This is a genomic window from Streptomyces sp. NPDC102402 (genome assembly GCF_044765765.1).
Classification (GTDB): domain Bacteria; phylum Actinomycetota; class Actinomycetes; order Streptomycetales; family Streptomycetaceae; genus Streptomyces.
The window spans coordinates 545261-557302 of record NZ_JBIWKR010000002.1 but is presented as its reverse complement, the minus strand read 5'-3'; the positions used below and the strand labels follow the sequence as shown (position 1 = coordinate 557302).

Here is a 12042-nt window from a genome sequence, read left to right as displayed (position 1 = left end):
GGACCCCAGGCTCTCAGCAGGACAGGAAAGGCACATGGCACAAGAACGCGTTCTGATCATCGGTGGCCGGATCGACAACGTCCGGAAGGCGGTGGAACAAGGCCTGGCGGTCGTCTGCCTCCAGCAGCCCGGCCAGTTCACGCCCCAGCACGCGGAGCTCGTCGATGCGGCGCTCCTCGTCGACTTCTCCGACTGGTCCGTGGTCGAGCCGCTGGTCGCCGCCGCCCACAAGGTCTACGGCTTCACCCGCGTCGTCACGACCGGGGAGGCCGGGGTGGAGATCGCGGGGCGGATCAACGACCTGCTGGGTCTCGAGGGTGTCCCGTACGAGGTGGCCAGGCTGCTGCGGGACAAGCTGGCGATGCGCGAACACCTGGCGCGGGTGGGCGCGGCCACGGTGCCTGCCGCCGAGGTGACCGGCCGCGAGTCGCTGGAGGCCTTCGGCTCCGCCCACGGCTACCCCTTCGTGGTCAAGCCGGTGGACGGCATCGCGAGTCTGGGCGTCCAGCTGGTGAAGGGTCCGGAGCAGGTGGCCGCGGCGTGGGAGCGCATCGGAGAGCTGCGCGGTTCCGACCACCTGTTCGCACGCTACTTCCCGCTGGACCGCTTCATCGCCGAGGGATACATCGACGGGCCGGAGTTCAGTGTCGAGGCGTTCACCTTCGAGGGACGCCACCTCGTGGTGGCGGTCACCGAGAAGCTGACGCACGGCAACTTCGTGGAGGCCGGCCACGTCATCCCGGCCCGGATCGACCGGGCGACGGAGCGCCTGCTCGAACTGGCGGTGGCGGAGTTCCTGGACGCCGTCGGTCTGACCCACGGCCCCAGCCACACGGAGCTGCGGCTCTCCCCCGACGGGCCGAGGGTGATCGAGTCCCACAACCGGCCGGGCGGTGACCGCCTACGGGACCTGGTGGAGGCCGCCTACGGGTTCGACATGGAGGCCTACACCGTCGCCTACCCCTCCCCCGGCCTGCCGGCACCGGGGGAGCGACCGCCGCTGCTGCGGGCCGCGGCGACGCGTTTCCTGGCGGCCGAGCCCGGCCGGGTCGTACGGGTGTCCGGTCTGGAGGAGGCCCGCGGACTCGACGGTGTGCAGGACGTGGAGGTGTCGGTCTCGGCGGGCGACCGGGTGACGGCCCTCGCGTCCAGCTGGGACCGGATCGGCCAGGTGATCGCCGTCGGTGCCGACGCCGACGCCGCGCTCGCCGCCTGCGAGGCGGCCGCCGCGACGGTCGTCGTGGTCACCGGGGCGGAGACGGAGCCCACCGGACCGGAGCCGGGCCGGTGACCTGGGCCGGAGGTACGGACGGACGGCCCCGGACGCGGGGCCGGTGACGACCGCGAACCGCTGAATGCCCTGCGCGCCGACAGCCGAAACGATTGCCAATCTCTGGCAATTTCTTGCCAAGAATGGTCTCCGCCCTTACTGTTGCCGCACAACCCGCACAGAAGGAGCGAGATAGTGAAGATCGCCAGGCTTGTCAGGATCGCAGCCGGGGGGCTGGCCGTTCTCTCCCTTTCCGTCGTGCTGGAATTCGGGGGCAGCGCCGCCTTCGGAACCGGTGCCACCACCATCAGCTCCGCAAGCGGGTCTGTCACGCAGCCGTCCGACAACATCGACTGGCCGTAACCGACGGCACACTGTCCACGCCCTTCACCGTGCCGTCCACGGCCGTTGTCAGGCTGGTCAAATCATTGCAATGCGCGCCGGTATAGTGACAAGCGGGGGCGAGTCGCACGACTCGCCCCCGTTCGGGCTCCGTTGATCCCGGGCCTAGACGCTTTTATCGCCACGCCGAGGTGGGAATTGCTCGAGCAGCCAGCGTTCGGCCGGCGCCTGCGCCAGCTGAGACAGCAACAGGGGAAGTCACAGGTCGAGCTGACCGGGCCAGGAATGTCGGCCACCTATCTGTCCCGGCTGGAATCCGGCAGCCGCCGTCCGACCGACCGGGCCGCGGCCTACCTCGCGGAGAAGCTCGGCATCCGGCCGGAAGGCTTCCGGGAGCAGCCCGAGGACAGCCTGACCCACGCCATCGCCGCGGTCGTCTCGCTCCCCGAGAGCGAGGTCGACCAGGAGGCCGTGCGCGTCCTCACGGACGCCCTGCAGTCCGCGGGCGACGCCGACCCCGTGATGCGGTGGCACGCGCTCGCCCAGCTCAGCCGCGTCCAGGAGGCCCTCGGCGACTTCCCGGCCCAGCACAGCGCCCTCACCGAGCTCAACGCGCTGAGCGACGAACTCGACAGGCCCGTCCTGCGGATCCGCGCGCGGCTGCGGATGGCCCGGTGCGCCCGGAACATCGGCGAGGCCCGAGCGGCCCGGCTGGCGGTGCGGGAGGCCCTCGCCCTGAGCGAGCAGTACGACGTCCACGTCTCCACCTCCGACATGGTGCGGAGCAAGCTGGTGCTGGTGTCCGCGGAGGCGGAGCTCGGCGACCTCGCGGAGGCCGCCCGGCTCGTCGAGGAGATATACGCCTCCCTGGGGGACACCCGGGGCGCCCTGGCCGCCGAGGTGTACTGGACCGCCGCGACCGTCAGCACGCGGCAGGGCAACCACACCCGGGCCATCTCCTTCCTGCTCGAGGCCCTGGACGCCATCGACAGCCGGGAGGACCTGATGCTGTGGATCAGGCTGAGGCTGGCCGCCGCCTCGCTGTCCATGCAGGCGATGCCGCCCCGTCTCGCCGAGGCCGAGTCCTTCCTCGACAGCGTCGAGCCCCTGCTCAAGGTCACCGGCCCCCTCAGGCACTGGATGGAACTCCTCTTCCTCAAGGCCCAGCTGGCCTTCCGGCGCGGGGACACGGACCGGGCCTCGACGCTCGCGGCACAGGTGGAGGCGAACCTCCAGCTCCTCTCCTACCGCGACCAGGTGCGCTTCGCCGCGCTGCGTGGAGTCCTGGACCTGAAGGCCGGTGACCCGGAGGCGGGGACCCGTCTCAAGGAACTGGTGACACAGGTCCAGACGGCGAACATGCCGGACCTGGCCGCCGAGGTGTGGCGCTCGATGGCCGAGAGCACGATCTGACGGGCCCGGCTCCGGACCCGCCCCTCACCGCGTGCCGACCGTCACAGACCCTTCGCCGTGACCGGCGGAACCGATCCTGCCGGCCACGGCGTCCTGGTGGACGTGCGCCACAGTTCGGACGGCCCGGCCGTCATCCGCTTCCGCGCGGCGGGGGTCATCCTCCTCCTCGCGCATCTTCTGTTCGTCGGCTGGCTGACGCTGCGCCCGCTGGACGTGCCCTGGATGACGGCCGCGAACCTCCAGCCGTTCGCCGGCATCAGGGCGGATCTGGCCCTGGGCCCGGCCGAGGCGGTGCGCCGCATCGGTGAGGGCCTGCTGCTGCTGGCACCGCTCGGCATACTCCTGCCGATGGCCGGCGGCAGGCTGCGGGTCTCCCCGTGGGCGTCGCTGGCCCGTACGGTCGCGGCCGGCGCCCTGATCTCGATGGCCATCGAGCTGGCGCAGACGGGGGTGCCCGGCCAGGTCGTCGACGTCGACTCGCTGCTCCTGAACACCGTGGGCGTCGCGCTGGCCCACCTGCTGGTCGTCCCGCTGTCGCGTTCGCGGCTGCGCCGGGGCAACCGGGCGGGGGCCGGTGACCTGTCCCGGATCGGGACCCGCTCGTTCCGGGGTGAGGCCCCTCAGGGGACCACCCCGACGATTACCAGGGTCGGTATCGCCCCGTAGAGCGACGCTTTGCACCCCTTCGCGGAGCGACCATGGAGGTACCGGGAGCGCGACGGAGCCGCTCCCCGAAACGGTTCGCGAAGGAGCCCATCATGGCCGCACTTGTCCGCCCCCGCGAGGGACGCATGATCGGTGGGGTGTGCGCGGCGCTGGCACAGCGCTTCGGCACCTCCGCGGGAACGATGCGCGTCATCTTCCTCGCGTCGTGCCTGCTCCCCGGCCCCCAGTTCGTCGTCTACCTGGCCCTGTGGGCACTCCTGCCGTCGGAGAAGAGCCCGGCCGCGACGGCCTGGTGACCACCGGGACCACGGGGAGGGAGACGAGTGGGGCGCACACCCGGTCCGGGTGTGCGCCCCACATGCGTGTACCGGCGGTCAGCCGCCGAGCGGCAGGACGCCGGTCAGGCCGCCGGCGGGCAGGCCGCCGAGCAGGTTGGTGCCGGGCGCCGAGAGGTCGCTGCCGCCGCGCTGCTGCTGGTCGAGGAGACCGCCGGCCGCCTTCTGCACGGCGGGCAGCGCCTCCGTGACCGAGTCGAGCGCGACGTTGGAGGGCAGGCCTCCGGCCAGGGCGTCGACGGGCACGGCGACGGCGGAGGCGGTGCCCGCACCGGCTGCGGCGAAAGCGGCACCGAGAGCGGCGACACCGAGGGTCCTGACAGCGGACTTCTTCATGTGGAATTCATCCTTGGGGAGAGGGATGTGAGCGGCTCTGCAACGTAATCAGCACCGCACCCCTCCCGCAAACATGCCAGGACACGGAAAACGGCCGGGATCTGCTGAACCCGGCCGTTCCCCTTTCCCTCAGATCAGCCCGCCACGGATGAAGAACTGCTGGTCACAGACGTCTGACGGAAGAGCCACTCGGATTTCAGCTCCGCGTACCCGGGCTTCACCACGTCATTGATCATCGCCAGACGTTCATCGAAAGGAATGAACGCTGATTTCATCGCATTGACTGTGAACCACTGCATGTCATCGAGCGTGTATCCGAATGTCTCGATCAGTCGCTCGAATTCCTGACTCATGCTCGTCCCGCTCATCAACCGGTTGTCCGTGTTCACGGTGGCGCGGAAGTGGAGCTTCCGCAGCAGCCCGATGGGGTGCTCGGCGTACGAGGCGGCCGCGCCGGTCTGGAGGTTGGAGGTCGGGCACAGTTCGAGCGGGATCCGCTTGTCACGCACGTAGGAGGCGAGACGGCCCAGTGTCACGCTTCCGTCGTCGGCGATCTCGATGTCGTCGATGATCCGGACGCCGTGGCCGAGCCGGTCCGCACCGCACCACTGCAGGGCCTGCCAGATCGACGGCAGACCGAAGGCCTCACCCGCGTGGATGGTGAAGTGGTTGTTCTCGCGCTTGAGGTACTCGAAGGCGTCCAGGTGGCGGGTGGGAGGGAAGCCGGCCTCGGCACCCGCGATGTCGAAGCCCACCACACCCAGATCGCGGTAGCGGTTGGCGAGTTCGGCGATCTCCAGCGCGCGGGCGGCGTGCCGCATCGCGGTGAGGAGGGCACCCACGCGGATGCGGTGGCCGTTCGCGCGGGCCCGGCGCTCACCCTCGCGGAAACCCTCGTTGACCGCCTCGACGACCTCTTCGAGTGACAGGCCGGCGGTGAGGTGCTGCTCGGGCGCGTACCGCACCTCCGCGTAGACGACACCGTCCTCGGCGAGGTCCTCGGCGCACTCCGCCGCCACCCGGAACAGCGCGTCGCGGGTCTGCATGACGGCGCAGGTGTGGGCGAACGTCTCCAGGTAGCGCTCCAGCGAACCCGAGTCGGCGGCCTCACGGAACCAGATCCCGAGCTTGTCGGGCTCCGTCTCCGGCAAGGCGTCGTAGCCCTGCGCGAGGGCCAGTTCGACGATCGTGCCGGGGCGGAGGCCGCCGTCGAGATGATCGTGGAGCAACACCTTGGGCGCGCGGCGGATCTGGTCGGGACCGGGAACGTTCAGGGTCTGGCTCGTCATCCGGGCACTCTAGCGCCTACGCGCGTAGAGCGCGCGGAGCAGCGGCCTCCGATGCGTAACAGTGACCGCGAAGCCGGGTGGAATACACCTGCCCTTCTGACACTGTTCTGTCATGGCACAGCGCGCACTTCCCCTGCCTGCCGCCAGGCTGGGACGGGCCGTCCTCACGGCCGGAGCAGCACCCGAGGTCAGCGGCGTGGTCCTGCTGCTCCCGGACGGCGAGACGGACTCCCGACGCCGCCCCTCCGCCATCTCGTACGCGGCGCAGCTGCCGTTCGCCCGGACACTGGCCCGCGCGGGCCGGGACGACGGCCTCGCGGTGCACGTCGTGCGCTACCGGACCCGGGGCTGGAACGCCGGAGCGGATCCGGCGGCCGACGCCCACTGGGCCGCCGACGAGGTCGTACGCCGCTACGGCGACGTCCCCGTCTGCCTCGTGGGGCACGGCATGGGAGGCCGGGCGGCCCTCCGCGGCGCCGGACACGACGCCGTCAACTCCGTTCTCTCCATGGCCCCCTGGCTGCCGGAGGCCACGGAACCCGAACCCGAACCGGTGAAGCACCTGGCGGGGCGCCGGGTCATGATCGTGCACGGCACCAACGACGCGAGGACGAATCCGGAGCTGTCCTACCGGCTGGCGGAACGCGCCAAGAAGGCCAACCGGGACACCTGCCGCTTCGAGGTCCACTCGGACGGGCACGCACTGCGCCAGCACCGCTCCGAAGTGGTGGCCCTGGCCTCGGACTTCGTCGGGGGCTCGCTGTTCGCCCGGTCGTACGCCCGCCCGGTCGCCGACGCCTTCGCCGCTCCCCCGCCGCTCGGACTGCGGATGCCGCTGGCGGCGGGGTTCGGGCGGTCGCTCAGGCACTGAGCCGCCCGGGCACCTGGCCGCCGCAACCTCAGTCCGGCAACAGGCTGCCCCGGCGCGACAGCAGGAAGCGCTTGAACGCGGCCACCGGCGGCGTGTCGGGATGGCCGTCCAGCCAGGCCACCCCGATCTCACGGGCCGCGCGCGGCGCCGTCACCGTCAGCTCGACCACCCCGGGCCGGGCGACCGCGGGCGGCGGCAGGAGCGCCACGCCGAGCCCGGCCGCGACCAGTCCGCGCAGGGTCTCCGCCTCCTCGCCCTCGAACGCGACCCTCGGGGTGAAACCCGCCTCGGCGCAGAGGTCGTCCGTGATCCGCCGCAGCCCGTAACCGGGTTCGAGGGTGACGAACGTTTCGTCGGCGGCCTCGGCGAGGCGGACGCGACGGCGCCCCGCCAGCCGGTGGTCGTCGGGGACGACCAGGCGCAGCCGCTGCTCGTCCAGGCGCATGGCGACCAGGTCCGGCGCGTCGGGGACGGGTGAGGTGAGACAGAGGTCGAGGCCGCCCGCCCGCAGACGGTCGATCATCGCCTCGCCGTAGTTCTGGACGAGCTGGAAGCGGACCCGCGGATGGTCGGCGCGGAAGGCCCGGATCAGGGCGGGCACCGTCTCGGATCCCATGGTGTGCAGAAAGCCGAAGGCGACCCGGCCCGCCGTGGGGTCGGCGTCGGCGCGTACCGAGTCGGCCGCCTTCTCCACCTCCGCCAGCGCGCGTTCGGCGGAGCCGAGGAAGGTGCGCCCGGCGGGGGTGAGCGAGACCGTGCGGCCGCGTCGGGCGAACAGGGCGACCCCCAGGTCCTGTTCCAGCCTCACCATCGCGCGCGACAGCGTCGACTGGGGGACGCCGAGCTCGTGCGCGGCGCGGGTGACGTGCTCGTGGCGGGCCACCGCCTCGAAGTACGCGAGGCGGGGCGCGAGTACGGCCCGGATGTCTTCTTCGTAACTGCTCGGTGACAGCCGAGGCCCTGAGCTGTATTGATGCGCCATGGGAACGATTATGAGGGTTTCATGCATTGGACGCATGAAACCCGGCGGTCTACGTTCGCCGTATGCCTCCTGCCAGTACCGGGGCGTCCACCATCGTGCTGGACGCCGCCGTTCCGTCATCCCCCGCCGCCGTCTCCCCGACCGTCCCGGACCGCCTCACTCCCGGTGGTCCCGGCTACCGCAGGATGAGCTTCGCGCTCTTCGCGGCGGGGATCGCGACCTTCGCCCTCCTCTACTCCACCCAGGCCCTGCTGCCCGCCGTCTCCGCGTCCTTCGGCGCGACGGCCGGCCAGGCGAGCTGGACGGTCTCCGCGGCCACCGGTGCGCTGGCCCTGTGCGTGCTGCCGCTGAGCGCGCTCTCGGAGCGCTTCGGGCGGCGGCAGATGATGACGGCCTCCCTGGCGGTCGCCGTGGTGATCGGACTGCTCGTCCCCTTCGCCCCGTCGCTCGGCTGGCTGATCGCGCTCCGTGCGGTCCAGGGCGCCGCGCTGGCCGGACTGCCGGCGTCCGCGATGGCGTACCTGGCCGAGGAGGTGCGGCCGAAGGCCCTGGTGGCCGCGATCGGACTGTTCGTGGCGGGCAACAGCATCGGCGGCATGAGCGGCCGCATCCTCGCCGGGTGGATCGCCCAGCTGTGGGGCTGGCGGATGGCGCTCGGCGCGATCGGGCTGCTCGCCGTGGTCTGCGCGGTGGTCTTCCACTTCATGATCCCCAAGGCCCGGCACTTCAGCCCCTCCTCGCTCAACCCGAAGGCCCTGGCCGAGACCGTCACCGGTCACCTCTCCAACCCACTGCTGCGCAGGCTGTACGCGATCGGCGCGCTGTTCATGACGGTCTTCGGCGCGGTCTACACCGTGATCGGCTACCGGCTCGTCGAGGAGCCCTTCAGCCTCCCGCAGGGCGTCGTCGGCTCGATCTTCCTGGTCTACCTCGTCGGCACGCTCTCCTCCGCCGCCGCGGGCCGGCTGGTCGGCCGGCTCGGCCGCCGGGGCGCGCTCTACCTCGCCGTCTCCACGACGGCCGCCGGCCTGCTGCTCTCCCTGGCCGACCAGCTGGCTGCCGTCCTGGCCGGCCTCGTCCTGATCACGGCCGGCTTCTTCGCCGGGCACGCGGTCGCCTCGTCCTCGGTGAGCCGTACGGCGACGTCGGGCCGTGCCCAGGCGTCGGCGCTCTACCAGTCCGCGTACTACCTGGGTTCGAGCGCGGGCGGCACGCTCGGCGCCGTCGCCTTCCACGCGGGGGGCTGGGGCGGCACGGTCACCCTCGGTGTCCTGGCGGTCCTCGGTGTCCTGTCGATCACCCTCTTCGGGACCCGGGCGGCCCGGAGCGAGCGGCTCCGCGCCGCGTCCCCCGCACCGGTGCACAACTGAGACCTTCCCACCACAACCGCCGCTCCCCTGCGCGCGTCCAACAAGCGGAGACATCGTCCGCGGGCGAACGCGAAGGGGAGCAGGCGTACATGACGATCATGGGGAACATGCGCGGCGTACGGGTACGGCGTGGAGCCGTCCTGTCCGTCGCCGGACTGGTGGCCGCGCCGGCCCTGGTCCTGGGCACGGGGACGTCCGCCCAGGCGGCGTCCTGCACGGCGTCGAAGGGGCCGTACCAGAAGCAGGTCGAGCAGTGGCTGGGGCGGACGGCCGACGGAAAGCAGTCGTCGGCGGACTGCGCGGCGATCCGCTCGTTCCAGGTGGCGAAGGGCATCACCCCGGCCATCGGGTACGCGGGACCGGTCACCTGGCGCACGATGAAGACCATCACCGCCCAGAAGGCCGCGGGCAAGACTCCCAACAAGGCGAAGGCCTGCCCCACGAACAAGGGGCGCATCGCCTGCGTGGACCTGACCAGGCAGCTGAGCTGGATCCAGGACGGGTCCAAGCTGAAGTTCGGCCCGGTGCCCGTACGCACGGGACGCAACGGTGACGAGACGCGGACCGGGTCCAAGAAGATCTACTGGCGCAACATCGACCACTGGTCGACGCTCTACGACGTCAGCATGCCGTACGCCCAGTTCTTCGACGGCGGGCAGGCGTTCCACTCGGTCACCAAGTCCATGTACAACAACCCGGGGTCGGCGGGCTGCGTCAACATGCGCCCCGCGGACGCGAAGTCGTACTGGAACCTGCTGAAGAACGGCGACGACGTCTACGTCTACGGACGCAAGCCCGGCACCTGAGCAGCGGTTTCCACGCTTCCCGCCCCTGTTGTCAGTGCCCTGAGGTAGCTTCCACAGTGCTGGGTGAGCGGTGTCACAGCGCAACAGGGGTGGAGCGATGAGTGATCTGACGGCGACGGCTGACATCGACAGCCGTCTGGAGGGGCACCGGGTCGAGCTGACCGGCTACTGCTACCGGATGCTCGGCTCGGCGTTCGAGGCGGAGGACGCGGTCCAGGACACGCTGGTGCGCGCCTGGCGCAACTTCGACAAGTTCGAGGGCCGTTCGTCGCTGCGCTCCTGGCTGTACCGGATCGCGACGAACGTCTGTCTGGACATGCTGAACGCGGGCAAGAAGCGGGCCAGGCCGGTGGACCTGACCGGCCCGACCCCGCTGGCCCAGGCCGCGCTGAATCCTCTTCCGGAGAACACCTGGCTGGAGCCGATGCCGGACGGGCGCATCCTGCCCTCGGTGGCGGACCCGGCGGAGGCGGCGGTGGCCCGCGAGTCGGTGCGCCTCGCGTTCGTGGCGGCACTCCAGCACCTCCCGCCCAAGCAGCGCGCGGTGCTGATCCTGCGCGAGGTCCTGGCATGGAAGGCGAGCGAGGTCGCAGAGCTGCTCGACACCACGGTCGCGTCGGTCAACAGCGCTCTGCAGCGGGCCCGGGCGACCCTCTCGGACACCGAGAGCTCCGCACCGGACACCTCGAACCCTCTGGACGAGGAGCAGCGCAAGCTGCTGGACCGCTATGTGGCGGCGTTCGAGGGGTACGACATGGCGGCGCTGACGGCGCTGCTCCACGAGGACGCCGTGATGACCATGCCGCCGTTCGACCTCTGGCTCCAGGGGCACGACGACATCGCGGGCTTCATGCTCAGCATCGGCGCGAGCTGTGCCGGTTCCCGGCTGGTGGCGACGGAGGCCAACGGGACGCCGGCCTTCGCGCACTACAAGCCGAATCCGGACGGTCCGGGCTTCGTGCCGTGGGCGGTGCAGATCATCGACATCTCGGACGGCGCCATCACCGGGATGCACTGCTTCCTGGACACGCCGCGCTGGTTCCCGCTGTTCGGTCTTCCCGACCACCTGGAGGACGACGCCGCGTGAAGGTGACGCGCCCCGTGGTGATCGGCTGGGCCCTGTTGGTGGCGGGTGGCTGGGCGGCGACGCTGTGGCTGGGCGAGCCGTCCGCCACGGCGGGCCCGGGCCCGTCGCCCGCGTCCAGCGCGCCGGGTGACACCCGCGAGCCGGGTCCACAGCCGGAGGGTTCGTGCCCGGAGCGGTGGTCGGCACCGACGCCGTCGGCGGTCGCGGCACCGTCGCTCAAGGACGTGCCGCACGAGTACGCGGAAGGACGTGCGGAGCTGGTCATCTGCAGCTACAGCGTGGCCCGCGACACCGCCGTGATCCGCTGACCGCCGCTCACTTTGGAGCCTGCCGGACGTTGCCCACCACATCGGTCAGCCCCACCAGGTCGAGCAGTGCACCGAGTTCGGGCGGCACGTTGCGCAGCCGCAGCTCGACGCCCCCGGCTCTGCGGGCAACGAGTCCCAGCCGCGCTATCGCCTCGACGAGGGCCAGGTCAGGGCGTACGACGCCGCCCACGTCGCAGTCCACGGCGGCTCCCGGGGCGTGGGCGAGCAGCGCCTCCAGTTCGGCGCGGAGTCCCGGCACATCGGCGCGGGCGATCCGGCCGGTGAGGACGAGGACGTTCGGGGTGATGGCATCCACACCAGGGAGACCGGCGGGATGCCCGGAACTCATCGGTGCCCGGGCACGTGTGCCTCAGCTCACCGGGAAGATTCCGGTGTCCAGATCCAGGCCGAAGGGCTTGGGCAGCGTCAGTGTCCCGCCGTACTCGACCGCTTCCAGGACCCGGTAGGTGCCGTCGCTCGGCTCCCCGTACAGGGTCGCGGTCGGGCGGCCGGTGTGCCAGGGGTCGAGCAGCAGGAACAGCTCCACACCGGCTCTCGCGTACCCCCGCGCCTTGCCGATGCGGTCGTGGTTGGCGTTGGCCGGTGAGGTGATCTCCACGACGAGCCGGACGTCCTCCGCCGGTACGCGGTTCCCCGGCCCGGACGCGGCGATCCGCGGCAGGACGACGAGATCGGGGATGTAGAGCCCGGCCCGTCCGGGCAGGGAGACGCCGAGCTTCTGGTAGATCCCCCACTCCTCCGGGATGACGGTGTAGAGCCTGCGCTGGAGCAGCGCCGCAGTGGTGTTGTGGTCCTTGGACGGCGGTGGCGACACGGTGGCGATCCCCTCGATGATCTCCACCTTGCAGCCCTCGGGTGCGTCCGTCTCCTCCCAGATCCGGACGAGGTCGTCCCAGTCCCGGCCGGGGCCCGGCCCGGGATCGACGGTGATGGGGCTCATGACGGT

General features: G+C 71.2%; 15 protein-coding genes. 10 read left to right on the top strand and 5 right to left on the bottom strand.

Annotated elements, in window-relative coordinates; translation table 11 throughout:
• Positions 1 to 34 precede the first annotated feature (34 nt).
• From ACIRJR_RS07440 to ACIRJR_RS07420, 5 genes are all read left to right on the top strand, one after another.
• Complete coding sequence (locus tag ACIRJR_RS07440; RefSeq protein ID WP_403775192.1) at positions 35 to 1291, top strand: ATP-grasp domain-containing protein; 1257 nt, start codon at positions 35 to 37, stop codon at positions 1289 to 1291.
• Between the two features lie 174 nt (positions 1292 to 1465).
• The gene (locus ACIRJR_RS07435) at positions 1466 to 1633 is read left to right on the top strand and encodes a hypothetical protein (RefSeq protein ID WP_403775189.1); all 168 of its coding nucleotides are present in this window, start codon (positions 1466 to 1468) and stop codon (positions 1631 to 1633) included.
• 177 nt (positions 1634 to 1810) lie between these two features.
• Positions 1811 to 3025, top strand: a complete 1215-nt coding sequence (locus tag ACIRJR_RS07430) for a helix-turn-helix domain-containing protein (protein WP_403775186.1) — start codon at positions 1811 to 1813, stop codon at positions 3023 to 3025.
• 96 nt (positions 3026 to 3121) lie between these two features.
• Complete coding sequence (locus ACIRJR_RS07425; RefSeq protein ID WP_403776394.1) at positions 3122 to 3691, top strand: VanZ family protein; 570 nt, start codon at positions 3122 to 3124, stop codon at positions 3689 to 3691.
• Positions 3692 to 3783: 92 nt separating this feature from the next.
• The gene (locus ACIRJR_RS07420; protein ID WP_403775183.1) at positions 3784 to 3987 is read left to right on the top strand and encodes a PspC domain-containing protein; all 204 of its coding nucleotides are present in this window, start codon (positions 3784 to 3786) and stop codon (positions 3985 to 3987) included.
• Between the two features lie 78 nt (positions 3988 to 4065).
• On the opposite strand, the gene ACIRJR_RS07415 is transcribed toward ACIRJR_RS07420, so the two are convergent.
• Positions 4066 to 4362, bottom strand: coding sequence for a hypothetical protein (locus ACIRJR_RS07415; protein WP_403775180.1), 297 nt, complete (start codon positions 4360 to 4362; stop codon positions 4066 to 4068).
• A gap of 134 nt (positions 4363 to 4496) precedes the next feature.
• A complete protein-coding gene (locus tag ACIRJR_RS07410; protein WP_403775177.1) occupies positions 4497 to 5651 on the bottom strand; it encodes an adenosine deaminase in 1155 nt (384 codons plus the stop codon).
• Positions 5652 to 5763: 112 nt separating this feature from the next.
• Here ACIRJR_RS07410 and ACIRJR_RS07405 point away from each other — a divergent pair, with 112 nt between their 5' ends.
• Positions 5764 to 6522, top strand: coding sequence for an alpha/beta hydrolase family protein (locus ACIRJR_RS07405; protein ID WP_403775174.1), 759 nt, complete (start codon positions 5764 to 5766; stop codon positions 6520 to 6522).
• A 28-nt stretch (positions 6523 to 6550) separates the two neighbouring features.
• Here ACIRJR_RS07405 and ACIRJR_RS07400 read toward each other — a convergent pair whose 3' ends face one another.
• The gene (locus ACIRJR_RS07400; protein WP_403775171.1) at positions 6551 to 7504 is read right to left on the bottom strand and encodes a LysR family transcriptional regulator; all 954 of its coding nucleotides are present in this window, start codon (positions 7502 to 7504) and stop codon (positions 6551 to 6553) included.
• 62 nt (positions 7505 to 7566) lie between these two features.
• Between ACIRJR_RS07400 and ACIRJR_RS07395 the strand changes: the two genes are divergently transcribed.
• The 4 genes from ACIRJR_RS07395 (at position 7567) to ACIRJR_RS07380 (ending at position 11075) form a co-directional block, all read left to right on the top strand.
• Complete coding sequence (locus tag ACIRJR_RS07395; RefSeq protein ID WP_403775168.1) at positions 7567 to 8874, top strand: MFS transporter; 1308 nt, start codon at positions 7567 to 7569, stop codon at positions 8872 to 8874.
• Positions 8875 to 8963: 89 nt separating this feature from the next.
• Positions 8964 to 9680 (top strand): L,D-transpeptidase family protein, encoded by a 717-nt coding sequence (locus ACIRJR_RS07390; RefSeq protein ID WP_403775165.1) that lies wholly within the window; start codon positions 8964 to 8966, stop codon positions 9678 to 9680.
• 97 nt (positions 9681 to 9777) lie between these two features.
• Positions 9778 to 10767 (top strand): sigma-70 family RNA polymerase sigma factor, encoded by a 990-nt coding sequence (locus ACIRJR_RS07385; protein ID WP_403775162.1) that lies wholly within the window; start codon positions 9778 to 9780, stop codon positions 10765 to 10767.
• Positions 10764 to 11075, top strand: coding sequence for a hypothetical protein (locus tag ACIRJR_RS07380; RefSeq protein WP_403775159.1), 312 nt, complete (start codon positions 10764 to 10766; stop codon positions 11073 to 11075). Before ACIRJR_RS07385 ends, ACIRJR_RS07380 begins: the two co-directional genes overlap by 4 nt.
• Positions 11076 to 11082: 7 nt before the next feature.
• Here ACIRJR_RS07380 and ACIRJR_RS07375 read toward each other — a convergent pair whose 3' ends face one another.
• Complete coding sequence (locus ACIRJR_RS07375; protein WP_403775156.1) at positions 11083 to 11424, bottom strand: STAS domain-containing protein; 342 nt, start codon at positions 11422 to 11424, stop codon at positions 11083 to 11085.
• 21 nt (positions 11425 to 11445) lie between these two features.
• On the bottom strand, positions 11446 to 12036 hold the full coding sequence (locus tag ACIRJR_RS07370) for a Uma2 family endonuclease (RefSeq protein WP_403775154.1): 591 nt from the start codon (positions 12034 to 12036) through the stop codon (positions 11446 to 11448).
• Positions 12037 to 12042 lie beyond the last annotated feature (6 nt).

Coding starts and splice junctions, on each gene's coding strand:
- ACIRJR_RS07385 (WP_403775162.1), top strand. CDS start 9,778: ATGAGTGATCTGACGGCGACGGCTGACATCGACAGCCGTCTGGAGGGG.
- ACIRJR_RS07375 (WP_403775156.1), bottom strand. CDS start 11,424: ATGAGTTCCGGGCATCCCGCCGGTCTCCCTGGTGTGGATGCCATCACC.
- ACIRJR_RS07400 (WP_403775171.1), bottom strand. CDS start 7,504: ATGGCGCATCAATACAGCTCAGGGCCTCGGCTGTCACCGAGCAGTTAC.
- ACIRJR_RS07370 (WP_403775154.1), bottom strand. CDS start 12,036: ATGAGCCCCATCACCGTCGATCCCGGGCCGGGCCCCGGCCGGGACTGG.
- ACIRJR_RS07405 (WP_403775174.1), top strand. CDS start 5,764: ATGGCACAGCGCGCACTTCCCCTGCCTGCCGCCAGGCTGGGACGGGCC.
- ACIRJR_RS07395 (WP_403775168.1), top strand. CDS start 7,567: ATGCCTCCTGCCAGTACCGGGGCGTCCACCATCGTGCTGGACGCCGCC.
- ACIRJR_RS07415 (WP_403775180.1), bottom strand. CDS start 4,362: ATGAAGAAGTCCGCTGTCAGGACCCTCGGTGTCGCCGCTCTCGGTGCC.
- ACIRJR_RS07440 (WP_403775192.1), top strand. CDS start 35: ATGGCACAAGAACGCGTTCTGATCATCGGTGGCCGGATCGACAACGTC.
- ACIRJR_RS07420 (WP_403775183.1), top strand. CDS start 3,784: ATGGCCGCACTTGTCCGCCCCCGCGAGGGACGCATGATCGGTGGGGTG.
- ACIRJR_RS07410 (WP_403775177.1), bottom strand. CDS start 5,651: ATGACGAGCCAGACCCTGAACGTTCCCGGTCCCGACCAGATCCGCCGC.
- ACIRJR_RS07390 (WP_403775165.1), top strand. CDS start 8,964: ATGACGATCATGGGGAACATGCGCGGCGTACGGGTACGGCGTGGAGCC.